This is a genomic window from Janthinobacterium sp. 35 (genome assembly GCF_002754575.1).
In the GTDB taxonomy this organism is placed as follows: domain Bacteria; phylum Pseudomonadota; class Gammaproteobacteria; order Burkholderiales; family Burkholderiaceae_D; genus Janthinobacterium; species Janthinobacterium tructae.
On record NZ_PEFN01000001.1, the window covers coordinates 2,534,764 to 2,559,214 of the forward strand.

22 protein-coding genes are annotated in these 24,451 nt (G+C 58.5%); 3 read left to right on the forward strand and 19 right to left on the reverse strand.

Features of this window, described 5'->3' with window-relative positions:
• Positions 1-29: 29 nt before the first annotated feature.
• The 12 genes from atpD to mnmG all read right to left on the reverse strand — a co-directional run bounded on the left by atpD (position 30) and on the right by mnmG (position 11,475).
• Positions 30-1,430: a F0F1 ATP synthase subunit beta gene (atpD, locus tag CLU93_RS11390; RefSeq protein WP_071080005.1), complete on the reverse strand. Its 1,401-nt coding sequence runs from the start codon at positions 1,428-1,430 to the stop codon at positions 30-32.
• 29 nt (positions 1,431-1,459) lie between these two features.
• On the reverse strand, positions 1,460-2,335 hold the full coding sequence (atpG, locus tag CLU93_RS11395) for a F0F1 ATP synthase subunit gamma (RefSeq protein ID WP_035823466.1): 876 nt from the start codon (positions 2,333-2,335) through the stop codon (positions 1,460-1,462).
• 62 nt (positions 2,336-2,397) lie between these two features.
• A complete protein-coding gene (gene atpA, locus CLU93_RS11400; protein WP_071080007.1) occupies positions 2,398-3,939 on the reverse strand; it encodes a F0F1 ATP synthase subunit alpha in 1,542 nt (513 codons plus the stop codon).
• A gap of 78 nt (positions 3,940-4,017) precedes the next feature.
• Positions 4,018-4,563 (reverse strand): F0F1 ATP synthase subunit delta, encoded by a 546-nt coding sequence (locus CLU93_RS11405; RefSeq protein ID WP_071080008.1) that lies wholly within the window; start codon positions 4,561-4,563, stop codon positions 4,018-4,020.
• A 2-nt stretch (positions 4,564-4,565) separates the two neighbouring features.
• Positions 4,566-5,036, reverse strand: coding sequence for a F0F1 ATP synthase subunit B (locus tag CLU93_RS11410; RefSeq protein WP_099761157.1), 471 nt, complete (start codon positions 5,034-5,036; stop codon positions 4,566-4,568).
• 43 nt (positions 5,037-5,079) lie between these two features.
• Positions 5,080-5,358 carry a F0F1 ATP synthase subunit C gene (gene atpE / locus CLU93_RS11415; RefSeq protein ID WP_071080009.1) on the reverse strand — a complete coding sequence of 93 codons (279 nt, stop codon included), beginning with the start codon at positions 5,356-5,358 and terminating at the stop codon, positions 5,080-5,082.
• Positions 5,359-5,417: 59 nt separating this feature from the next.
• Positions 5,418-6,227 carry a F0F1 ATP synthase subunit A gene (gene atpB, locus CLU93_RS11420; protein WP_071080010.1) on the reverse strand — a complete coding sequence of 270 codons (810 nt, stop codon included), beginning with the start codon at positions 6,225-6,227 and terminating at the stop codon, positions 5,418-5,420.
• Positions 6,228-6,278: 51 nt separating this feature from the next.
• On the reverse strand, positions 6,279-6,647 hold the full coding sequence (locus CLU93_RS11425) for an ATP synthase subunit I (protein ID WP_071080011.1): 369 nt from the start codon (positions 6,645-6,647) through the stop codon (positions 6,279-6,281).
• Positions 6,648-6,916: 269 nt separating this feature from the next.
• Positions 6,917-7,801, reverse strand: a complete 885-nt coding sequence (locus CLU93_RS11430) for a ParB/RepB/Spo0J family partition protein (RefSeq protein ID WP_099761160.1) — start codon at positions 7,799-7,801, stop codon at positions 6,917-6,919.
• A 144-nt stretch (positions 7,802-7,945) separates the two neighbouring features.
• Complete coding sequence (locus tag CLU93_RS11435; protein ID WP_096232943.1) at positions 7,946-8,716, reverse strand: ParA family protein; 771 nt, start codon at positions 8,714-8,716, stop codon at positions 7,946-7,948.
• Between the two features lie 168 nt (positions 8,717-8,884).
• On the reverse strand, positions 8,885-9,529 hold the full coding sequence (gene rsmG, locus CLU93_RS11440; protein ID WP_099761162.1) for a 16S rRNA (guanine(527)-N(7))-methyltransferase RsmG: 645 nt from the start codon (positions 9,527-9,529) through the stop codon (positions 8,885-8,887).
• Positions 9,526-11,475 (reverse strand): tRNA uridine-5-carboxymethylaminomethyl(34) synthesis enzyme MnmG, encoded by a 1,950-nt coding sequence (gene mnmG / locus CLU93_RS11445; protein ID WP_099761165.1) that lies wholly within the window; start codon positions 11,473-11,475, stop codon positions 9,526-9,528. Before mnmG ends, rsmG begins: the two co-directional genes overlap by 4 nt.
• 316 nt (positions 11,476-11,791) lie before the next feature.
• Between mnmG and sugE the strand changes: the two genes are divergently transcribed.
• Positions 11,792-12,112 (forward strand): quaternary ammonium compound efflux SMR transporter SugE, encoded by a 321-nt coding sequence (gene sugE / locus CLU93_RS11450; RefSeq protein ID WP_071080016.1) that lies wholly within the window; start codon positions 11,792-11,794, stop codon positions 12,110-12,112.
• Between the two features lie 168 nt (positions 12,113-12,280).
• Positions 12,281-13,438: an iron-containing alcohol dehydrogenase gene (locus CLU93_RS11455; protein ID WP_099761168.1), complete on the forward strand. Its 1,158-nt coding sequence runs from the start codon at positions 12,281-12,283 to the stop codon at positions 13,436-13,438.
• Positions 13,439-13,441: 3 nt separating this feature from the next.
• On the opposite strand, the gene CLU93_RS11460 is transcribed toward CLU93_RS11455, so the two are convergent.
• The 7 genes from CLU93_RS11460 to CLU93_RS11490 all read right to left on the reverse strand — a co-directional run bounded on the left by CLU93_RS11460 (position 13,442) and on the right by CLU93_RS11490 (position 22,177).
• Entirely contained in the window at positions 13,442-15,511 is a 2,070-nt protein-coding gene (locus tag CLU93_RS11460) for a 3-hydroxybutyrate oligomer hydrolase family protein (RefSeq protein ID WP_099761171.1), read from the reverse strand.
• Between the two features lie 76 nt (positions 15,512-15,587).
• On the reverse strand, positions 15,588-16,568 hold the full coding sequence (locus tag CLU93_RS11465; protein ID WP_099761176.1) for a branched-chain amino acid ABC transporter permease: 981 nt from the start codon (positions 16,566-16,568) through the stop codon (positions 15,588-15,590).
• A gap of 31 nt (positions 16,569-16,599) precedes the next feature.
• On the reverse strand, positions 16,600-17,484 hold the full coding sequence (locus tag CLU93_RS11470; RefSeq protein ID WP_034752662.1) for a branched-chain amino acid ABC transporter permease: 885 nt from the start codon (positions 17,482-17,484) through the stop codon (positions 16,600-16,602).
• A gap of 162 nt (positions 17,485-17,646) precedes the next feature.
• Positions 17,647-18,855: an ABC transporter substrate-binding protein gene (locus CLU93_RS11475; protein ID WP_099761179.1), complete on the reverse strand. Its 1,209-nt coding sequence runs from the start codon at positions 18,853-18,855 to the stop codon at positions 17,647-17,649.
• Positions 18,856-18,925: 70 nt separating this feature from the next.
• Positions 18,926-19,648, reverse strand: coding sequence for an ABC transporter ATP-binding protein (locus CLU93_RS11480; RefSeq protein WP_071080021.1), 723 nt, complete (start codon positions 19,646-19,648; stop codon positions 18,926-18,928).
• Positions 19,648-20,418, reverse strand: coding sequence for an ABC transporter ATP-binding protein (locus CLU93_RS11485; protein WP_099761182.1), 771 nt, complete (start codon positions 20,416-20,418; stop codon positions 19,648-19,650). The genes CLU93_RS11480 and CLU93_RS11485 overlap by 1 nt, the downstream gene beginning before the upstream one ends.
• A 133-nt stretch (positions 20,419-20,551) precedes the next feature.
• Positions 20,552-22,177 carry a GMC family oxidoreductase gene (locus CLU93_RS11490; protein WP_099761185.1) on the reverse strand — a complete coding sequence of 542 codons (1,626 nt, stop codon included), beginning with the start codon at positions 22,175-22,177 and terminating at the stop codon, positions 20,552-20,554.
• Between the two features lie 1,461 nt (positions 22,178-23,638).
• Here CLU93_RS11490 and CLU93_RS11495 point away from each other — a divergent pair.
• Positions 23,639-24,415 (forward strand): 5'-methylthioadenosine/adenosylhomocysteine nucleosidase, encoded by a 777-nt coding sequence (locus CLU93_RS11495; RefSeq protein WP_099761188.1) that lies wholly within the window; start codon positions 23,639-23,641, stop codon positions 24,413-24,415.
• Positions 24,416-24,451 lie beyond the last annotated feature (36 nt).

Here is a 24,451-nt window from a genome sequence, read left to right on the forward strand (position 1 = left end):
TGAGGGGCGGGGTTAGGCCCAGACTTAACTTAGTTAAGTTTCTTGGCTTTTTCGATTGCTTCTTCGATCGTGCCGACCATGTAGAACGCTTGTTCCGGCAGGTGATCGAGTTCGCCCGAAGCGATCATTTTGAAGCCCTTGATCGTGTCTTTGAGCGAAACGTATTTACCAGGCGCGCCGGTAAAGACTTCAGCGACGTGGAAAGGCTGCGACAGGAAACGCTGCATCTTACGTGCACGGGCAACCAGCAGTTTGTCTTCCGGTGCCAGCTCGTCCATACCCAGAATCGCGATAATGTCGCGCAATTCTTTGTAGCGTTGCAGGGTCGTTTGCACGGCACGCGCGGTGTCATAGTGCTCTTGACCAACGATCAACGGATCGAGCTGACGCGAGGTCGAATCGAGTGGGTCCACGGCTGGGTAGATACCCAGGGAAGCGATATCACGCGACAGCGCAACGGTCGAATCCAAGTGAGCAAACGTGGTAGCTGGCGATGGATCGGTGTAATCATCGGCTGGAACGTAGACGGCCTGGATCGAGGTGATCGAACCGGTCTTGGTCGACGTGATACGCTCTTGCAGACGGCCCATTTCTTCAGCCAGGGTCGGTTGGTAACCCACAGCCGATGGCATACGGCCCAGCAGTGCCGATACTTCGGTACCTGCCAGCGTAAAGCGGTAGATGTTGTCGACGAAGAACAGAACGTCCTTGCCTTCATCACGGAACGATTCAGCGATCGTCAGGCCGGTCAGCGCAACGCGCAGACGGTTACCTGGCGGTTCATTCATCTGACCGTAGACCATCGCGACTTTGGAGTTCTCTGGATTTTCCAGATCGACCACTTTCGCGTCAGCCATCTCGTGGTAGAAGTCGTTACCTTCACGCGTACGCTCACCCACACCGGCGAACACGGACACGCCGCTGTGCGCTTTGGCGATGTTGTTAATCAATTCCATCATGTTGACGGTCTTGCCTACGCCAGCGCCGCCGAACAGACCGACTTTACCGCCTTTTGCAAACGGGCAAACCAGATCGATCACCTTGATACCGGTTTCCAGCAGTTCTTGCGATGGCGACAGTTCGTCGTATGCAGGAGCGGTGCGGTGGATCGACGCGACTTGCTCGTGCGACACTGGGCCGCATTCGTCAATCGGGTTACCCAGCACGTCCATGATGCGACCCAGGGTTGCTTTACCGACTGGCACCATGATAGGTTTGCCGGTATTCTGGATCATCATGCCGCGACGCAAGCCATCGGACGTGCCGAGTGCAATGGTACGGACAATGCCGTCGCCCAACTGCTGTTGTACTTCCAGGGTCAGTTCCGAGCCTGCCATCTTCAAGGCATCAAATACCTTAGGCATCGCGTTGCGGGGAAACTCAACGTCCACCACAGCGCCGATACACTGAACGATTTTGCCATCAGCCATGTTCGTTCCTTCAATATAGTTAAATTCGTTTAAACCGCAGCCGCACCGGCGACGATTTCGGAGAGTTCTTTGGTAATCGCAGCTTGGCGGGTCTTGTTGTAGATCAGCTTCAGTTCGCCGATCACACTACCCGCGTTGTCGCTTGCAGCTTTCATCGCGACCATCCGTGCCGATTGCTCGGACGCCAGATTCTCCGCGACTGCCTGGTACACCAGCGCTTCTACATAGCGCTCCAGCAATTCGTCGATGATGCTTTGCGCATCCGGCTCGTAGATGTAATCCCACGAGTGTGCGCTCTTGTCGGCGACCATCTTGTCAGCCGTCAGGGGCAGCAACTGTTCGACCACTGGTTCCTGCTTCATCGTGTTGATGAATTTGGTGTAGCACAGGTACACTGCGTCGAGCTTGCCTGCCTGGAACTCTTCGAGCATGACCTTGACAGGTCCGATCAATTTTTCCAGGTGGGGCGTATCACCAGTTTGAATGGCAGAAGCGACGATCTTGACGCCGATGCGATTCAAAAAACCCAAACCCTTGTTACCGATGGCAACTGCTTCAATCCGGTTGCCAGCTGCTTCCAGCTCGCGCGACTTCGACGTCACCTGGCGCAGGATGTTGGTGTTCATGCCGCCGCACAGACCCTTGTCGGTCGTGACAACGATGAAACCCACTGCCTTCGCTTGCGTACCCTGGGCAGCTGCCAGGAACGGGTGCGTGTATTCCGGATTGGCATTCGCCAGATTGGCGGCGATATTCCGAATCTTGTCACTATAGGGACGAGCGGCCCGCATCCGGTCTTGCGCCTTGCGCATTTTGGACGCGGCGACCATTTCCATCGCCTTGGTGATCTTCTTCGTATTCTCTACGCTCTTGATCTTGCCTCGTATCTCTTTGCTTGATGCCATGAGTCCTTACTCCTTCTGCGCGTAGGGCGGCGCCTCACTCGAGGTGGGCGCCGCCTGGCCGCTTAATATGCGCCGGATTTCTTGAAATCAGCAATGGCCGCCGACAGAGTTGCTTCGCTGTCTTTGTCGAGTTGCTTGGTTTCTTCGATCTTGGCCAGCAGAGCAGCTTGCTTGGTCTTCATGTAAGCGTGGACACCAGCTTCGAACGACAGCACTTGCTTGACTGGCACGTCGTCCATGAAGCCTTTGTTCACCGAGAACAGCGATACGGCCATCAGCGAGATCGACAGTGGCGAGTACTGGGCTTGCTTGAGCAATTCCGTCACGCGGGCACCACGGTCCAGCTGCTTGCGGGTCGATTCATCCAGGTCGGACGCGAACTGCGCAAACGCGGCCAATTCACGGTACTGCGCCAAGTCGGTACGGATACCGCCGGACAGGTTTTTGATGACCTTGGTCTGGGCGGCGCCACCGACGCGCGATACGGAAATACCGGCGTTAATTGCAGGACGGATACCGGCGTTGAACAGCGAGGTTTCCAGGAAGATCTGACCGTCGGTAATCGAAATCACGTTGGTTGGAACGAATGCGGACACGTCGCCAGCTTGCGTTTCAATGATCGGCAGTGCCGTCAGGGAACCGGTCTTGCCTTTGACGGCGCCGTCGGTGAACTTCTCGACGTAGTCGGCGTTCACGCGTGCTGCGCGTTCCAGCAGGCGGCTGTGCAGGTAGAACACGTCGCCTGGGTACGCTTCGCGACCTGGTGGACGGCGCAGCAGCAGCGAGATTTGACGGTATGCAACAGCTTGTTTGGACAGATCATCATAGACGATCAGTGCATCTTCACCGCGGTCACGGAAGTATTCGCCCATGGCGCAACCGGAGTACGGCGAGATGTATTGCATGGCGGCCGATTCCGAAGCGGAAGCGGCGACAACGATGGTGTATTCCATCGCGCCGTGCTGTTCCAGCGAGCGCACGATGTTCTTGATCGACGAGGCTTTTTGGCCAATCGCGACGTAGATACATTTCATGCCCTGGCCTTTTTGATTGATGATCGCATCAATCGCCACAGCCGACTTGCCGGTTTGACGGTCGCCGATGATCAGTTCGCGCTGGCCGCGGCCAACTGGAACCATCGCATCGATCGACTTCAGGCCGGTTTGCATTGGTTGCGAAACGGACTCACGGGCGATCACGCCCGGAGCGATTTTTTCAATCGCGGCCGTCAGTTTCGTGTCGATGGCGCCTTTGCCGTCGATTGGCTGACCCAGCGCGTTGACAACGCGGCCGAGCAGCTCAGGACCAATTGGCACTTCCAGAATGCGGCCGGTGCATTTCACCGTGTCGCCTTCGGAGATGTGCTCGTAGGCACCCAGAATCACGGAACCGACGGAGTCGCGTTCCAGATTCATTGCCAGGCCAAACGTGTTGCCTGGGAATTCCAGCATCTCGCCTTGCATCACGTCCGACAAACCGTGGATGCGGCAGATACCGTCGGCGACGGAAATAACCGTGCCTTGATTACGCACTTCAGCGCCGCCGTCAAGACCTTGGATCCGGCTCTTGATCAACTCGCTGATTTCAGATGGGTTGAGTTGCATACTAACTCCTAAAAGTGTTTCTCTCAGCTTGCGCGAGGGGTAAGGGTCTGTCTTAGCTGGCCTGCCGAAGCGCGTGTCTTACGACACCAGTGCAGCGTGCAGTTGCTGCAGCTTGGCGCGCACCGAGGTATCGAGCACTTGGTCGCCAACAACCACGCGCACGCCGCCGAGCAGCGATGGATCCACTGTGACGGCAGGGTTGAGCTTACGACTGAATTTCTTTTCCAGCGTTGCGACCAGCTCGGCCGTTTGGCCTTCGCTCAGATCGAAAGCGCTCGTGATCTCGGCGTCAGCCGCACCTTCCAGGCCATTTTTCAAGGCATGGAATTGCGCGCCGATTTCCGGCAGCAGGCTGATGCGGCCATTTTCGATCAACAACGTGACGAAGTTTTTGACTTCTTCATTGAGCGGCGATTTCAACAACGACAGGATGGTGGCGGCGACGTCGCTTTCCGAAACTTTCGGATTGCGCGCGTACGCCTGTACCTCGGGGTGGCTACCGATCTGTGCCAGTTCGGACACCAGTTCGGACCACGCCGCGAGGTTGCTTGACTCCTTACCAGCTTGGGCTACGCGGAACAAAGCTTCCGCGTAGGGACGGGCGACGGTTGCGAGTTCTGCCATGATTACAGCTCGACAGCAAGACGCTGCAACATTTCGGCGTGAGCCGTAGCGTTGACTTCACGCTTCAAGATCTGCTCGGCACCCTTGACAGCCAGGTCAGCCACCTGAGCGCGCAATTGTTCGCGTGCTTTCGACAGTTGCTGTTCCGCGTCCGACTGGGCTTGCGCAATGATACGCGCCGCTTCAGCTTGTGCATTTTGCTTGATCTCTTCAGCAACCAGCTGCGCGCGCTTTTCAGCGTCCGCAACGCGTTGCGACGCTTCTTCACGTGCACTGTTCAATGCCTCTTGCGCACGCTTTTCAGCGACAGCCATCGAAGCCTGACCTTGATCGGCCGCAGCCAATCCATCCGCGATTCGTTTGGCACGCTCATCCAGCGCTGTGTTCAGCGCTGGAAATACGAACTTCATCGAGAACCAGACCAACACCGCGAAGGTGATCATCTGGCCGATGAGCGACATATTGATGTCCATACCTTTGCTCCTAACTAAAAGTTTCTCCTAGGGTTGGAGCGAATTACTGAGCAACAGCCGTCAGAGCGGACAGGAACGGGTTAGCGAACGTGTACAGCAGAGCGATACCAACGCCGATCATCGAGATAGCATCCAGCAGACCAGCGATAACGAACAGTTTGGTTTGCAGTTGTGGCATCAGTTCTGGTTGACGTGCCGAAGCTTCCAGGAATTTGCCACCCAGAATAGCGAAGCCCAGAGCGGTGCCGATTGCGGCCAGGCCGATGATGATTGCTGCTGCCAGAACGGTCATGCTTTGTACTTGTGCGATCAGAGCTTGCATAAAATTCTCCTAAATTTAAAAACGAAAGATACTAAAAAAACAAAATATAAAGTTGCTGATTAATGTTTCTCAACCGCAAGGCTCAGATACACAACCGTCAACGCCATAAACACAAAAGCTTGCAAAGTTACAATCAAGATATGGAAAATTGCCCATGGACCACCCAACGCCCACTGTGCCCACCAAGGCAACAACGCGATCAAGATGAAAATCAGCTCGCCGGCATACATATTGCCGAACAGTCGCAGCGACAGGGAGATCAGTTTTGCAACCAACTCAACCATTTGCAGCAAGAAATTAACTGGTGCCAACAAGATCGTGCCGATGATGCCACTTGCATGGAACGGCGCGGTAAACAATTCCTTGATCCAGCCGCCCAGGCCCTTGGCCTTGACGGAAAACGCGATAATGCACAGAACGACCGAGAACGACATCGCAAAAGTATGGTTCACGTCGGCGGTCGGCACCACGCGCAGCTTGTGCACGCCAAACCAGCTCAACACCGTCGGCAGCAAGTCCACCGGCAAGAAGTCCATGGCGTTCAACAACCAGACCCACACGAAAATCGTGATGGCCAGCGGCGCGATGATCTTGCTTTTTGCGTGGAAGGCCCCATTAATAGTCTCATTGACCATTTCCATGATCATTTCGACGAAGTTTTGCAGTTTGCCAGGAACACCGGCCGTCGCGCGGCGCGAAGCCATGTAGAAAACGGCAAGGAAAACAAAGCCCATGATGGCAGACACCCAGAAGGTGTCCAGGTTGAAGGCGCCATCGGCGCTTTTCAAGTGGGCCAAATGGTGGCTGATGTATTCTGTGGCGTTGGCCGGGGCAGCATGGCCCGCTTCAATAGCGTGTTCTGTGGTCATAATGAATTTAGATTTGTCGTTTCAGAGCACAACAGGCCCCAAAACCAATGATTAAACAGCGAGCAATGAAAACCAGTATGCTAAGGTTGCCACCGCGAAACCCAAGATCAGCCATAACCAGGCGGCCGACTGAAACAACACCAGTGCCAATATAAACAGCACCGCTGTAAGAAATATTTTCACCATTTCCGCACGCAAGTGCGCGCGAAAAGCCTTTTTGGCGTCGCTACTACCGCGCACCACCAGCAAGGCATACGCCAGACTGCCAGCGACGGCGATCGCACCGCCGCATGCGGCGGACCAGCCTCTCACACTACCACCGAAAAACACGGTGAGCGTGGCAAAGCTGATCACGATTGCTAACTGCAAGGCAACTACTTTGTAGACGGGCTTGGCAATACTTTGTTGTGAATCACTCAATTGCCAGGTTCCCAAAAAAATCTACACACGCAAAGACACGGGATTATAGTTGGCTTTGATCTATAGAGTCAAACGTTGCTGCACCGCAGCAGGGCGATTGCGGCGTGAAACTGACGCTTTACCGACTATTCGCCGCCATTTGCACCACTATATGGCAAAGTCGCTTGTCTGGCCGCTTCCAGCCGTGTTATCAAGGAATCACGTGGTGCATCTGGAAAGCATGGCTGGATTGTCCACACCGCACTCCCCATGTCTTTGCCGCTTGCTATTTAACCACGCAAGCGGGTCAACAAACCATCGAGCACGTCAAGATCGGCAAAATCGATCACCAATTGGCCACGGCCTTTGTTACCCATTTTGAACACCACGGGCGTGGCCAGCGCATCGGACAACTCTTCTTCCAGGCGCGCGATATCGCCGGACTTTTCCTTTTGCCGCGGTTCGACCGGGTTGGCCGCTTCCTCGACCGTGCGGGTGACGAGCTTTTCCGTTTCGCGCACCGACAGGCGCTTGGCCACGACCTGGTTGGCCAGCGTGATCTGGCTGGCCGCATCGACCGCCAGCAAGGCGCGCGCATGGCCCATGTCGATATCGCCGGCCATCAGCATGGTCTGCACGGGGCTGGCCAGATTCATCAGGCGCAGCAGGTTCGACACGGCGCTGCGCGAGCGTCCCAGCGCAGTGGCCGCTTGCTCATGCGTGAAACTGAAGTCGGCGATCAGGCGGTGAATCCCCTGCGCCTCTTCCAGGGGATTGAGGTCTTCGCGCTGGATGTTCTCGATCAGCGCCATGGCGGCGGCGGCCAGGTCGTCCACATCGCGCACCAGCACCGGCACTTCCGTCAGGCCGGCCAGTTGCGAGGCGCGGAAACGGCGTTCACCGGCAATAATTTCATATTTAACAAGTCCGCTCAGGGTGTCTTGCCCGATCGGGCGCACCAGGATCGGCTGCATCAGTCCTTGCGCCTTGATCGAGGCGGCCAGTTCGTTCAAGGCCCCTTCGTCCATGCGCGTGCGCGGCTGGTATTTGCCGGCTTGCATTTGCGACACGGGCAAGCTGGAGGGTTGATGCGTGTCCGGGCTGGCAAAGTCGCCGCCGCCACCCAGGAGGGCGTCGAGTCCGCGACCCAGTCCTTTTAATTTTTTCGTAGCCATGCTGTCCTAACTAACTAAGGGGTCAGACCCTTCGGGACTCGGCGTCCCCGTCTGACCCCAGTATTTTTCTTGGGGTTGGCAGTTTTTTAGCCCAACCGCTAAAGCCGGGGTCAGACCCAAAGGGTCCGACCCCGATACTGCTGTTTACATATGTTTAATACGCTCGACCATCTCGGCGCCGAAGGCGATATACGCCTGGGCGCCTTTCGAGCTGGGGTCGAAGGTCACGCCGGGCAAGCCGTACGATGGCGCTTCGGCCAGACGGACATTGCGCGGGATGATGGTCTTGAAGACCTTGTCGCCGAAATGCTGTTCCAGCTGGGCCGACACTTGTTGTGATAATGTCATGCGCGGATCGAACATCACGCGCAAGAGTCCAATGATCTTCAAGTCCGGGTTCAGGTTGGCATGCACCTTCTTGATGGTGTTGACCAGGTCGGACAAGCCTTCCAGCGCGTAGTACTCGCACTGCATCGGGATGATCACGCCATGCGCGGCGCACAGGCCGTTCAGGGTCAGCATCGATAATGCCGGTGGGCAATCAACGAGGATGAAGTCATATTCGCTGTCCACTTCGGCCAGCGCATCCTTCAGGCGGCGTTCGCGGTTGTCCAGTTCGACCATCTCCACTTCCGCACCGGCCAGTTCGCGGTTCGACGGCAAGACATCGAAGCGCCCCGCTTCCGAACGCTGGCGTGCCGTTTTGACATCGGACTCGCCCAGCATGACTTCATAGGTGGATGCCTTCAGGCCGGCCTTGTTGATGCCGGCACCCATGGTCGCATTGCCCTGCGGGTCGAGGTCGACCAGCAGCACGCGCTGGTTCAACTTGGCCAGACCGGCGGAGAGGTTGACGCTTGTTGTGGTTTTACCAACACCACCCTTTTGATTTGCTACACAAAAAATTTTGGCCATGTATCTTCTAGTTGTAAAGAGATGCAAACTTCATCGTGCGCTCCGGCATCCGGCCGAAACGATTTATACTGTTTATTTCATTTATACGATATAAATCGTTTATACGGTTTATATCATTTATACCGTATAAACTATTTATATGATTTATACCATTTAATTTTCTGGCCTTTACATTCTTGCTATAAAGACCAGATGACGCTCTGCATTTAGCCCTGGTACCTGAATTGCGCGTAATTGCGTCACTTCCCAGTCTGCCGGCAGTCGCTCGCGCTCGTCTGGCGGTGCCACCCCTTTCAAGGCGATGAATTGCCCGCCCTCGGCCAGCACGTGGTGCGACCAGTTGACGAAGTCGGACAGGTCGGCAAAGGCGCGCGAGGTGATCACATCGAATTTCTGCGCCACTTCCAGCTGTTCCACGCGCTTGGTGTACACGGTGACGTTGGCCAGGCCCAGTTCTGCCTTCACTTGCGTCAGGAATGCCGTCTTTTTGTGCACCGTGTCGATCATCGACACTTTTACATCGGGCCGCGCGATGGCCAGGACCATGCCCGGCAAGCCGCCACCGGCGCCCACGTCGAGCACATTCTTCGCGTCTGCAAACGCCGGCACAGCCGCCAGCGAATCGAGCACGTGCAGGGTCAGCATCTGCAGGGGCTCGCGCACCGACGTCAGGTTGTACACGCTGTTCCATTTGGCCAGCAAGGCCAGGTAATCGAGCAGTTTTTCCGTCTGATCCGCGCTCAGGTCCAGCCCCAGCGCGGCGATGCCTTCATTCAAAATGGGGGCCAGTGCGGCCCGGTCAAACTGCTTCATTCAACAACCTCGTCCTTTAAAGTGGTGGTCTGTATTTCGGCCTGACCTGCACCGAAGCCGCGCTTTTTCAAATGCACCAGCAGCAGCGAAATCGCCGCCGGCGTCACGCCTGAAATGCGCGAGGCCTGGCCCAGGGTTTCCGGGCGCTGCTTGTCGAGTTTTTGCCGCACTTCGACCGACAGCGCGCCGATATCGAGGTAATTAAAACCGGCCGGCAAGGCCAGGTTTTCATAGTGTTCGTGACGCTCGATTTCCTTGCTCTGGCGCTCGATGTAGCCCGCATATTTGAGCTGGATTTCCACCTGCTCGCGCACGGCGGGGTCCTGCACGCCGGGGCCGGCCAGGGCCTGGCCTTCCATGCCCGTCATGCTCATCAGCGTGTCGTAGGCGACATTCGGGCGGCACAGCAAGTCGGCCAGCGAATACTCGCGCTCGATGGCCTGGCCGACGATGCGTTCCGATTCGGCGGCCGCCAGGATGCGCGGATTGACCCACGTGGAACGCAGGCGCTGCAGTTCCAGCGCCACCGCTTCGCGCTTGGTCTCGAACGCTTGCCATTGGGCGTCGCCGACACAGCCCAGGGTGCGGCCGATTTCTGTCAGGCGCATGTCGGCATTGTCTTCGCGCAGGCTCAAACGGTACTCGGCGCGGCTGGTGAACATGCGGTACGGTTCCTGCACGCCCTGGGTGATCAGATCGTCGACCAGCACGCCCAGATACGCCTCGGAGCGGCCCGGTACCCAGGCTTCCTTGTCCTGCGTCAGCAAGGCGGCATTCAGGCCCGCCAGCATGCCTTGCGCGGCCGCTTCTTCGTAGCCGGTGGTGCCGTTGATCTGGCCGGCGAAGAACAGGCCCGCCACGGCCTTCGTTTCCAGCGAGGCTTTCAAGCCGCGCGGGTCAAAGTAATCGTATTCGATGGCGTAGCCGGGGCGCAGGATGTGAGCGTTTTCCATGCCCTTCATCGATTGCACCAGGGCGATCTGCACGTCGAACGGCAGGCTGGTGGAAATGCCGTTTGGATAGAACTCATGCGTCGTCAAGCCTTCCGGCTCGAGGAAGATCTGGTGCGATTCCTTGCCCGCGAAGCGGTGGATCTTGTCTTCGATGGACGGGCAATAGCGGGGACCCACGCCCTCGATCACGCCCGTGTACATCGGGCTGCGGTCGAGGCCGGCGCGGATGATGTCGTGCGTCTGGCTATTCGTATGCGTGACCCAGCACGGTACCTGGCGCGGGTGCATGGCCGTGTTGCCCATGAAGGAAAAGACGGGCACGGGATCGAGGTCGCCCGCCTGTTCTTGCATGACGGAAAAGTCAATCGTGCGGCCATCGATGCGCGGCGGCGTGCCCGTTTTCAAGCGGCCCTGCGGCAGCTTCAATTCCTTCAAACGGGCGGACAGCGAAATGGCGGGCGGATCGCCGGCGCGGCCGGCCGAGTAGTTATTCAAGCCCACGTGGATCTTGCCGTCGAGGAAAGTGCCAGCCGTCAGCACCACGGCGCGCGAGAGGAACTTCAAACCGATCTGCGTCACGGCGCCGACGACGCGCTCGCCTTCGACGATCAAATCATCGACCGCTTGCTGGAACAGCCACAGATTCGGCTGGTTTTCCAGGCGCGTACGGATGGCGGCCTTGTATAAAATACGGTCGGCCTGGGCGCGCGTGGCGCGCACTGCCGGGCCTTTCGAGGAGTTCAGGATGCGGAACTGGATGCCGGACTCGTCGGTGGCAATCGCCATCGCGCCGCCCATGGCATCGACCTCCTTGACCAGGTGGCCCTTGCCGATGCCACCGATGGAGGGGTTGCACGACATCTGGCCCAGTGTCTCAATATTATGCGTGAGCAATAGCGTCTTCTGCCCCATGCGGGCGGAAGCGAGGGCCGCCTCGGTACCGGCGTGACCACCACCGACAACGATGACGTCGAATTCTGTAGGAAATAACATGATAAATAGGTAACAGTGCAAGTAAAAATGCGGGAAGAGAGCTCCGATTATAGAGTCTTTTTGCGAGCGCAACCTTCCTCGGGCCAATTTTTGCTTAATTTTTACTCAGCAGTGGCAAGCAAACGGCCGTTTCTGTTTCACGTGGAACACGTCACTGGCCTGCGCTGGGGCTGCGGTGCTTGTGAATGTTTGCTACAATTGCCGCATCGTCCGCAAGCGTGGTCACGCCAGTGGCCAACGTGACGATCATCCAGGAGGACGGCCTCCCCCATCATGGGCACACACCGGGACGGCCCGCTCTGTATAAGGAGCCGCCATGGCCTGGATACTGTTACTCATTGCCGGCATGCTTGAAGTCGTGTGGGCATATTCGATGAAACTCTCCGAGGGTTTCACCCGACTCACCCCTTCCGTCATGACCATCGTCATGATGATCGCCAGCTTCGGCTTGCTGTCGATTGCCATGCGCACCCTGCCCTTGGGCACGGCCTACACCATCTGGACCGGCATCGGCGCCGTCGGCGCCTTCATCGTCGGCATCGTCTTTCTGGGCGAGCAAGTCAACACCCTGCGCGTGTGCGCCGCCGTCCTCATCGTGTGCGGCATCGTACTGATGAAACTGTCATCGAGTCACTGAGAGGAATCCCCAAGGGTTTTCTGAGCGTATTGGCCATCGGCCTGGCGTATGAATGGCAACACGGCGCATTGGAGTGGGAGTAAGCCCCGCTTCCGGTTCCACGTGAAACAGGCGCACGGCGGGAAAGCGGAGTAAGCTTGGCTTCTGTCCTCACTGTCAGGAGTCTGCATGTCCGCCTTCCAGTTTCGCACCGTGCCGCATCTGATCGTTGAACCAGGCGCCGCCGCCCAACTGGGCGCGCACATCGCCCATCACTTCCCCACCGTGCGCCGCGCTTTGCTCGTCACCGACGCGGGTTTTCTGCGCACGGGCCTGGCCGATGCTCCCCTGCACAGCTTGCAGGCGGCGGGGATCGAGGTCCACATCTTTGCCGAGGTGCAAGCCGATCCCCCCGAAGCCATCGTGTTGGCCGGCGTGGCCCAGGCGCAGATGTTTCACGTGGAACTGATTATCGGCCTCGGTGGCGGCAGCTCGCTGGACGTGGCCAAGCTGATCGCCGTGCTGGCCCCCGGGCACCAGGAACTGACGCAACTGTATGGCATCGGCAATGTCCATGGCCAGCGCCTGCCCCTGGTGCAATTGCCGACCACGGCCGGCACGGGTTCGGAAGTGACGCACATCGCCATCGTCACCACGGGCGCCACCAGCAAGATGGGTGTGGTCGCGCCGCAACTGTATGCGGACTTGGTCATCCTCGACGCCAGCCTGACCTTGGGCTTGCCGCCTGCCGTGACGGCCGCCACCGGCATCGATGCCATGGTGCATGCGATCGAAGCGTACACCAGCCGCCTGCTGAAAAATCCCTTGTCCGACATGCTGGCTACCCAGGCACTGTCGCTGCTCTCCAACAACCTGGTCACGGCCTGCCGCGATGGCGGCAACTTGCCGGCGCGCCAGGCCATGCTGCTCGGCGCCATGCTGGCCGGCCAGGCGTTTGCCAATGCACCGGTGGCCGCCGTGCATGCGCTCGCCTATCCCATCGGTGGTTTGTTCCACGTGCCACATGGCTTGTCGAATGCGCTGGTGCTGCCGCACGTGTTGCGTTTCAATCTGTCCCACGCGGCACCGCTGTATGCGCAACTGGCAGCCGTCTTGCAGCCCGGCATCGTGGGCAGCGAGGAAGCGCGGGCCGTGGCCCTGATCGACGCCATGCAGGCGCTGGCGCACGCCACCGGTATCGCACGCACCCTGCGCGAGGTGGGCATCGCGGCCAGCGACCTGGACCGGCTGACCGACGACGCCATGCTGCAGACGCGATTGCTGGGCAACAATCCGCGCGTCGTCACACGCGCGGATGCCCGCGCCATCTATGCGGCAGCGCTATGAGACTCAGTCGGGCACATCCACCACCGTCCCCGTCACACTGATCGCATTGCCTGCCGCAGGGGTCGACGCTATCGCCGGCACGTTGACAGCCGTGATCAAGGTCGACGCATCGGCGCGCGTCACCGTGCGCACTACCTGCGAGGGTGGCAAGGCTTGCTTGGCAGACAAATGCGCATACATGGCATCGAGCGCCCGGTTCAGGTACACGTGTAGCGGCACGATCAGTGTCGGCAAGGCGCTGCTGAAGGAATCGAAGTGGTTGGCATGAGTCACCTCGATATAGCGCAGTTTGCTACTGCTCCCTTCCATGGCGGCGTTCAGGCCAAGATAGGCGCGCGACGCGTGATTGACGGGAATCAGGGTATCGCTGCGGCCGTGCACGATGATGGCCGGCTTGCCATGCAGTTTGCCGCTGGCCGCGACCTCGGCCACGCCTGCCCGTACGCGCACGCTTTGCGCAGCCAATGTCCCCTGCAAGTTGGCGCCGCTGACGGCGTCGCGCCCCGTCGCCAGGCTGCGCAGGCACAGGAAGCCATCGAGCGACTGGTCCGCCAGACTGGTCGAGGGTGACACGCCGGCCGTGTAGACCTTGGCGCCGCCCACGCTGTTCTCGTAGACGACACTGCCGAGGATGCCGTTTTGCGCGGCAAAGCTGGCCGCCTTTTGCGCCGTGGTCAACGGGGCCGGATTGCCGCTGCCATCGGTCTGTGCAAACGTAAAACCGCAGACCTTGTCCGTGACGGAGAATTTTCCGTAGGCATACGCATACGTGACGGCCACCAGGATGTTCGTGCCCGCGTGCGCCGCCTGCAGCGGGTCGGAGTCAGGCAACCAGCCATACGCGCGCAAGCGCTGCTTCGCGTCCGCCTGCTGCGCCGCCAGGTCGGCGCCGTTCAGCAAGCCCTTGGCTACCAGCGCCGTGCAGCGTCCCGCATTGCCGGCCACGGACGCGATGCACGGCTGGTACAGGGCCGCATAGGTGGCGTAGTCGAATAGCGCACGGCCGGGATTGGCGACCACCACCCCGCCCTGGCGCACGCTGTAGGCAGTCGATGCCGCCGGCTGGACTTGTGGCTCGCTGGCGGCCACGCCGCTGATCAAGCCCTGCGTATCCTGTTCCGCTGCCAGCAAAGCCGAGCCGGCGCCGTTGGAAATGCTCGAGGCGATCGTGATGGTGTTCTTCGGCGTCAGCCGCACGATGCGCGCACTGCCGTCGCGCGCCAGCACGCCATAGCGCTCGTTCAAGACGTAAAACGCCATCTCGACCGCCTGCAAGGTCACCTTGCCCCAGTCCTTCTCCGGGTTCTGCTGGGAGTGCGCGTGCTTGAAGGCGATGCGGTTCGGGTTGGCGCTAGCCCAGGCCAGCCGGTCGGCGTCGCTCAAGTCCGGCGCGAAGAGCGCGCTCTTGCCGGCGGCCACCCTGCCCGCGCGCACGCCATTCTGCAGATTGACGCTGTCGTCTTCGAACACATACAGGCCCGTGCCGGAACCCTTGTCCGCATACGCCACGGCGCAGCCTTTCTTCAAGCCCCATTCGCCGGAGCTGCCGATGGCGCCGTAGATGCCGCGCGAGCCGCTGGACGTGCCCGTGACGATGCAGGCCCGCTCCGGGTCGAAGCTGGCCGGCACCTGCACCATCAAGGTGACATTCTTCTTGCCCGTGCCATCATCGGTATAGGCGATGTATTCGCTGCCCGCCACCAGGCCCTCGCCCGTGCCGACATTACCGCCGGCATCGACGTTCGGTCCGTACAGGGTGCCGTAGCCGCTGTTGGCGGCAATGTCGAGCACGGCGCGGTAGTTGGCGTAGATCGCATTGCGGCGCAGTTCGAGCGGCGTCGGCTGTTCGGGATTCGCATACGTGGGCGCGGCGCCCGCCAGCCCCGTCTTGCCCAGGCCGGCAGTCAGCAGATCATTCGTCTTGCCGTCGTAGTCGGCGCGCGTGATGGTGCCCAGGTAGCCGGGCATCTGGTTCAGTTCTTCCGGTGCATGGTTGCTGCCGCAGGCTGCCAACGCCAGCAGGGTGCACAGGCGCATGCCAGTCGTGCCCGCGCGCGTGATCGTCATTTGCATGGTGGTTCTCTCCGTTGAGGTAACAGTGGACGCACAATGAAAAACGCCGGACGAATCGTCCGGCGTTGCTTGAAAATCAGACAGCGGCTTTGGCTGGCCTGCCGCCGAAGCGCGCGATGGCTTCGCCGACAATGCCGCGCCGGAACAGCAGCACGCAGATGACGAAAATCACCCCCGTGACCATGCCCACCGATTCGCCCAGGGTGCCGAACCACTCGATGCCCGTGTGCGTGGCCAGATAGGTGCCGACATCGCCCAGCTTGTTTTCCAGCGCGATGATCAAGACTGCGCCGAGGATGGGACCGGACAAGGTACCCATGCCGCCCACCAGGGTCATCAGCACGACCAGGCCCGACATGCCCCAGTACACATCGGTGAGGGTTTCAAAGCCCAGCACCAGGGTCTTGGTGGCGCCGGCCAGTGCCGCCAGCGAAGCGGACAGCACGATGGCCATCAGCTTGTACTTGTTGACGTCGTAACCGAGCGAGATGGCGCGCGGTTCGTTTTCCTTGATCGCCTTGAGCACCTGGCCGAACGGCGAGTGGATGGTGCGCACGATCAGGGCGAAGCCGGCGATGAAGATGGCCAGCACGAAGTAATACAGTACGGTGTCATTGCCCAGATCTATCATGCCCAGCAAGGTTCCACGTGGAACACCCTGCAAGCCATCTTCGCCGCCCGTGAATGGCAGGCGCAAGGCGAGGAAGTACACCATCTGCGCCAGCGCCAGGGTGATCATCGTAAAGTAGATGCCCTGGCGGCGGATCGCCAGGCCGCCGATCACCAGGCCCAGCAAGGCACCCGTGGCGACGCCGGCCAGCAAGCCCAGTTCCGTTGGCCAGCCCCAGGTGCGCAGCGCGTAGCCGGTGACATAGCCGGCGCCGCCGAAGAAAGCCGCATGGCCGAACGACAGCAAGCCCGTGTAGCCGATCAGCAAGTTAAAGGCGCAGGCAAACAGGGCAAAGCACAGCAACTTCATCAGGAAGACGGGATAGCCGTAAAACGGGGCCGCCAACGCCAGCAGCAAGGCAATGGCGTAGCCTACATTTTTATTCATCGTGGTAGCTCCAATACATGACTGATGAGGATTACTTTTCTTTGCCGAACAGGCCGGCGGGACGCAGCAGCAGCACGATGACCATCACCACGAAGACCACGGTGGCCGAGCCTTCCGGGTAGAACACGCGGGTCAGGCCCTCGATCACGCCCAGGCCCAGGCCCGTCAGGATCGAGCCCATGATGGAACCCATGCCGCCGATCACCACCACGGCAAACACGACGATGATCAGGTTCGAGCCCATCAGCGGCGAAACCTGGATGATCGGTGCGGCCAGCACGCCGGCGAAACCGGCCAGCGCCACGCCGAAGCCGAAGGTCAAGGTCACCATCAGCGGCACGTTGATGCCGAACGCTTCCACCAGTTTCGGGTTTTCCGTGCCGGCCCGCAGGTAGGCGCCGAGCTTGGTTTTCTCGATGACGAACCAGGTCGCCAGGCAGACGGAGAGCGAGGCGATCACCACCCAGGCGCGGTAGTTCGGCAAGATCATGAAACCGAGGTCCGTCGCGCCGGCCAGCGCTTCAGGCACGGCATACGGCTGGCCCGAGACGCCATAGAAAGAGCGAAACACGCCTTCCATGATCAGAGTGATGCCAAAGGTCAGCAGCAAGCCATACAGGTGGTCGAGTTTATACAGCCAGCGCAGCATGGTCTTTTCGATCAGGATGCCGACCAGGCCGACGAGGATCGGGGCGATGACCAGCATGGCCCAGTAATTGATGTCGAAATAACTGAGGCCCATCCAGGCCAGGAAGGCGCCCATCATGTACATGGCGCCGTGCGAGAAATTAATAACGTTAAGCAAGCCGAAGATGACGGCCAGACCGAGGGACAACATGGCATAGAACGAGCCGTTGACGAGACCCAGCAGCAGCTGGCTCATCATCGCTTGTATTGGAACGCCGAAAATTTCCATGGCATCACAGTATAAAAAGCACCGCCGGGTAGCGGTGTGGTATCAAGGGAAACACGCCACCGCAGACCAGACTGGTGCGGCGGCGCAAGGCGAACCCTGCGAGCGAAGTGCAGGACGGAGCACCCGCGCAGCGGCGGGTACTCCATGGATGTTGCTACAGCCTTACTTCCACAGCGAACACTTCGATTCCGCCTTGGTCACATACGCTTGCGCACCGGGCACGGTGGCAACCACCTTGTAGTAATCCCATGGGTATTTCGACTCGGATGGCTTTTTGACTTCCATCAAATACATATCGTGCACCATGCGGCCATCGGGACGCACTTCGCCATTCTGCGTGAACATGTCGTTGATCTTGGTCTTCTTCAGATACGCCATGACTTTCTCTGTGTCATCCGTCCCCAGCGCCTTGACGGCTTTCAGGTAGGTCGCCGCGGCCGAATAGTCGGCCGCCTGCAGCATCGACGGTTCCTTCTTCATCTTGGCGAAATAGCGTTTCGACCAGGCGCGCGTGTCCGCATTCAAGTCCCAGTACCAGCCATCGGTCAGGTACATGCCTTGCGTCAGGTTCAGGCCCAGCGAATGGATGTCGTTGATGAAGATCAGCAGACCGGCCAGCTTCATCGATTTCGTCAGACCGAATTCGTTGGCCGCCTTGATGCTGTTGATGGCGTCGCCGCCGGCATTGGCCAGGCCCAGGATTTGCGGCTTGGACGCTTGCGCCTGCAGCAGGAAGGACGAGAAATCCGAGGCGCCCAGCGGATGCTTGACGCTGCCCAGCACCTTGCCGCCGGCCGCCTTGACGACCTCGGCCGTGTCTTTTTCCAGCGAATGGCCAAACGCGTAATCGGCCGTCATGAAATACCAGCTCTTGCCGCCCTGCTTGACGATGGTACCGCCCGTCCCGCGCGCCAGCGCTACCGTGTCGTAGGCGTAATGCACGGTGTAGGGTGTGCATTCTTCATTCGTCAGGCGCGAGGAGCCGGCACCGATGGCAATGAAGATTTTTTTCTTTTCTGCCGCCACCTTGGCCATGGCCAGGCTGGCGCCGGAATTGGTGCCGCCGATCAGCATGTCGACACCTTGCTGGTCGAACCATTCACGCGCCTTGGAGGCGGCGATGTCGGCCTTGTTTTGATGGTCGGCGGAAATGAATTCCACCTTCTTGCCGGCCAGTACCACGCCGGCATCGGCGATCGCCATCTTGATGGCTTCCGCGCCACCGAGGCCGTCGACGTCGGAATACACGCCCGACATGTCGGAAATAAAACCGATCTTGATGGTGTCGCCCGATACCTGGGCGTGCGCGGCGCTGGACAAGCCCAGTGCGCAAAGAGTGGCGGTGGCAATGGCGATAGCGTTACGTTTCATAGTGTCTCCGTTGGGATTATTGTTTGCTATTTAAACGATTGCTCGACGACGATACGGAACTACATGGGCATTACACGCCAAGCAGCTCGGTCAATACCGGCATCTTGGCTTCCAGTTCGGATGCAGCAAAGGTCTCGACGATCTGACCGTGCTCCATCACATAAAACCGGTCCGCCAGCGGTGCGGCAAACCGGAAATTCTGTTCCACCATGACGATGGTGTAACCCTTCGCTTTCAGGGTGGTGATCATGCGCGCCAGCCCTTGCACGATGACGGGCGCGAGGCCTTCGGAAATTTCATCGAGCAGCAGCAGGCGCGCGCCCGTGCGCAGGATGCGCGCCACCGCCAGCATCTGCTGTTCCCCGCCCGACAATCGCGTGCCCTGGCTGTGGCGGCGTTCCTGCAAATTCGGGAACATGGCGTAGATTTCCTCGACCGACATGCCCTTCTCGCCGCTGGCCAGGGTCGGCGGCAGCATCAGGTTTTCCTCCGTCGACAGCGAGGAAAATATGCCGCGCTCTTCAGGACAATAGCCGATGCCCAGGTGGGCGATTTTGTGCGTGGCCAAACCTATCGCTTCGACGCCATTGACTTTGATGGAACCCGTGCGTGCGCCCGTCAGCCCCATGATGGCACGCAAGGTGGTCGTGCGGCCGGCGCCATTACGGCCCAGCAAAGTCACCACTTCGCCCTGCTCCACTTTCAAGTTCACATCGTGCAGGATGTGCGATTCGCCATACCAGGTGTGCAGTTGTGCAATTTCCAGCGCGGGTGCCTTGTTGCTAGCGGTCATCAATGTGCCCCTTCCAGTTCGGCGTGGGTGGTGCCCATGTACGCTTCCATCACTTGCGGATTGCGCGACACTTCCGCGTAACTGCCTTCGGCCAGCATGGCGCCGCGCTGCAGGACGGAAATCTTGTCGCAGATGCCAGAGACCACGCTCATATTGTGTTCCACCATCAAAATGGTGCGGCCGACCGAGACTTTCTTGATCAGTTCGGTGACGCGGTGCACGTCTTCGTGGCCCATGCCCTGGGTCGGCTCGTCGAGCAGCATCATTTCCGGTTCCATCGCCAGGGTGGTGGCAATTTCCAGCGCCCGCTTGCGTCCGTACGGCATGTCGACCGTGATGGTGTCGGCAAACTCCGTCAGGTCGACTTCGGCCAGCAAGGCCATGGCGCGGTCATTGAGCCGGTTCAAGGAACGCTCGCTTTGCCAGAAGTGGAACGAGGTGCCCAGCTGGCGCTGCAAGCCGATACGCACATTTTGCAGCACGGAGAGATGCGGGAAGACGGCGGAAATCTGGAAGGAACGGATCACGCCCATGCGGGCGATCTGCGCCGGTTTGGCTGCCGTAATATCTTTCCCATTGAACAGGATCTGTCCACCGGTGGGGACCAGGAATTTGGTGAGCAAGTTGAAACACGTGGTCTTGCCGGCGCCGTTAGGACCGATCAAGGCGTGGATATGGCCCCGCTCGACCTTCAGGTTCACCTCGCTCACTGCGGTGAAACCCTTGAATTCCTTGGTCAAATTTCTTGTTTCCAAGATTACGTTTGACATCGTGTCTCCTAGTTGTACTTTTTGTACTACTTAGTCATTTTTATAATACACAACTTAAATTTAACGCACAATACAGTATAACTACGGGGATTTTGCGCCAGCCCGAATAGCGCAAACCCGTGCTTTGCCACAGTCATTTCCAGGCCGCATGTATCATTTGTGCCGCTTTTTCCGCAATCATCACGGTGGGCGAGTTCGTGTTACCAGAAGTAATGTACGGCATGATGGAGGCATCAACCACCCGCAAGCCGCCCACGCCGAGCACGCGCAGCTGGCTGTCGACCACGCTCGACGCATCGCCTGCCACGCCCATGCGGCACGTGCCCACGGGGTGAAAGATGGTGGTGCCGATCTGGCTGGCCGCCTGCGCCAGCTCTTCCTCGCTCTGGAATTGCACGCCAGGCTTGTATTCCTGTGGCGCAAATTTTTTCAGGGCCGGCGCGGCGGCGATGGCGCGCGTCAAGCGCAAGGCGTCGGCCGCGACCTTGCGGTCCGGCTCGGTACTCAGGTAATTGGGCACGATCTTCGGCGCCGCATAGCTGTCGGCCGAGGCGATCTGCACGTGGCCGCGCGAGGTGGGGCGCAGATTGCAGACGCTGGCCGTAAACGCGGGAAACGCGTGCAAGGGCTCGCCGAATTTATCCAGGGAGAGCGGCTGCACGTGGTATTGCAGGTTCGGCGTGGCTTGCTGCGCATCGGACTTGGCGAACGCGCCCAGCTGCGACGGTGCCATCGACATGGGCCCGCTCTGAAATAGTGCATATTGCAAGCCGATCTGCATCTTGCCGACAATATTGCTGGCCATCACGTTCAAAGTCTTGACGCCCTGCACTTTAAAGACCATGCGCAGCTGTAAGTGATCCTGCAAATTGCCACCCACGCCAGGAGAGTCCAGCACGGGCGTGATGCTGTGTTCGCGCAGCAAGGCGGCCGGGCCGATGCCGGACAGTTGCAGCAATTGGGGCGAACCGATGGCGCCCGCCGTCAGCAAGGTTTCCCGTTTGGCCGTCGCCTGCCACTGCGTGCCGCCGCCCGTAAACACGATGCCCGTGCAACGCGGTCCCGATTCTGTCGTCTCCAGCAGCAGACGTTCCACGTGACAACCCGTCATGATGGTCAGATTCGGGCGCCGCGACGCCGGTTTCAAAAACGCTTTCGAGGTATTCCAGCGGATGCCGCGGCGCTGGTTGACGTCGAAATACGCGCTGCCGCTGTTGTCGCCACCGTTGAAATCGCTGGTTTTCGGAATGCCGACCTGCTGCGCCGCGTCGCGGAACGCATTCAAAATATCCCAGGATAGCCGCTGTTTTTCCACGCGCCATTCGCCGCCCGCGCCATGGTTTTCCGACGCGCCACCGTAGTAATCTTCGCTTTGCTTAAATAGCGGCAAGACTTTATCCCAGCGCCAGGAAGCGTCGTCCGTCAGGTCGGCCCAGTGGTCGTAATCGCCGGCCTGGCCGCGCATGTAGATCATGCCGTTGATGGAAGAGCTGCCGCCCAGGACTTTGCCGCGCGGATACATCAGGCTGCGCCCGCCCAGGCCCGCGTCCGCCTGCGTGGAATACAGCCAGTCCGTGCGGGGATTGCCGATGCAATGCAGATAGCCGACGGGGATGTGTATCCACACGTAATCGTCCTTGCCGCCCGCTTCCACGAGTAAAACGTGGGCATCCTTGTCGCGTGTGAGCCGATTGGCCAGAACGCAACCTGCCGTACCGCCACCCACGATGATGTAGTCGTATTCGCCTGCCGATTCCAATGAAGCTCCTTTCGGTATGCCATCAAGCTGTCGCGCAGCGTGTCTCCCCGCCGCGTCCCGTTACCAGAGTCTGTCTTTCTTCATGCATGCATGGCTGTTGAGCCGCATTGAGATTACCACCAGTGCCGGGCCAGGGCGACATTATTCGTGGCAAGCGGCGCGACACGCTCAAAAGCCGGGCAAAAACAGGGTCTGCGAGCTGTGGATAACCGTATGGATATCCACAGGGACGATATGTGTGTAAACGAAAAATTTTTTCGGCAGCGTTTTTTTGTCCAGAAACCATCCCAGGCAGATACACCCCTTACTCAGCGCTTATCCGCACGCCAAGCGATTGTTTACAAGGATAAATCAGGACTTATCCACAGAAGATGCCGCCGTTAACTACTATTACTATTCTTGTATACGATCTTGTTAAGGTAAACCCGACAAGCACGCTTTGCCTGCCCTCCGCCATCGAAAAGCTTCGCCAGCCTGTCTTAAAAAAAAAATCGACAAACGGCTGACAAAAAAAATCGCGCCAACAACTGAGCGACGAAAACCGGCACGGCCGGCATCACGTACACAGCACTGCCAAACCGTTTTGCAAAATGGAAACGTCAACAGACCTGACCGGGCACAGTGCCAGCAAGCCATTCAATGTCGACAAGAGGGGGAATTTACAACGATTGTGGATAAGTCACTTGATATCCACAGGATGATTTGTGCGTAAACACGAACTTTTGCGCAGGCCCGCATTTTATACAATTTTGCTCCTCGCGTGATACAGCGATTATGCACGCTTTATTTTTCGCGTAAACGATTGATCCTGTTGAAAAAAAGCGACTTATCCACAGAAAAAACCGCGTTTACTATTACTACTATTTTTATATATAGATCTATTGTAAACCGATAAAAAAAGCGGAAGTCCGGGGATATTTTCAAAAAGCATGCAAAAAACATCCAAAAAAAAAGCCAACGGCGACATCATGACCCACTGCCAAACCGTCTTGCAGGAATCACCTCGATGCCAGCGTTAGCGAAAGAACAGCACCCGTGGTCGCTCAAGCTTAATTGCCAAACTTGATTGCCCAACAGGGATCTGAGCGTACGAAGCACGTCAAACATGCCACTACAGCAAGAAAACCCGTGATTTTTGCCCAGCACTGTGGATAAGTGCCTGCATATCCACAGGATGAGATGTTGGGAAAGTCGATCTTTGTCCACAGCCCGATTTTTATCCCAAACAAGTCCTCGCTCGATACAATGCTTGTGCGCCTACTTTTTTGTGCGCCAAGTAGATGATTCTTATACGGTATACCGACTTATCCACAAAAAAATGGCCGTTTACTATCACTACTATTTTTATGTATACATCTTTATTTAAAACACAGAGACAAACGCGAACGGTGGAAAAGTCACCGAAACGGCTGTTTTCACCCTGTAAACCGTCTGGCAATCCCAAAAACCTGTAAAAACAGCATGAAATCACACACAAAAATGCGTTTAGGCATCATCAGTGCCTTGCACGAAGAACAGCAGGGGCTGGTAGAAGCCATGCAAGGGCCCCAGAGGCGTTCGCACGGCATGCGCGACTACACCCTGGGGACCTTGTGGAATATCGACGCTGTGTGCGTCCTGTCGCGTCTGGGCAAGGTTGCCGCTGCCATGACAGCTTCTATCCTTGTGGAAAAGTATGGAGTTACCCACATCGTCTTCACCGGCGTGGCCGGCAGTGGGGATAAACACGTGAAAGTGGGCGATATCGTGGTGGCCGAAGCCTTGCTGCAGCACGATATGGATGCCCGCCCTTTGTTTCCCCGTTTCGAAGTACCGCTGACGGGACTGCAGCGCTTTGCCACGGACCTGGAACTGAGCGCGCAACTGGCAGCTGCCGCGGACGATTTTTTGCGTGACGATGTTTCCAGCGTGCTCAAGGCGGCCGATATCGTGGCATTTGGCTTGCAGCACGCGCAAGTCCACCGCGGCCTGATCGCCAGCGGCGACCAGTTCATCAGTAGCGCCGCGCATCTGCACCAACTCAAAGTGGATATCCCCGACCTGCTGGCCGTCGAAATGGAAGGTGCCGCCGTGGCGCAAGTGTGTTTTGAACTGGGCGTGCCGTTTACGGTCATGCGCACCATTTCCGACAACGCCAACGAAGAAGCGGCCGTCGACTTCATGCGTTTCGTGCAAACGGTCGCCTCGCCGTATGCGTTTACGGTGATCCAGCAGCTATGCCAGCGCCTGGCTGGCTGATTTTCATTCAAGCGTGCATAAAAAAAGGGCAGAACC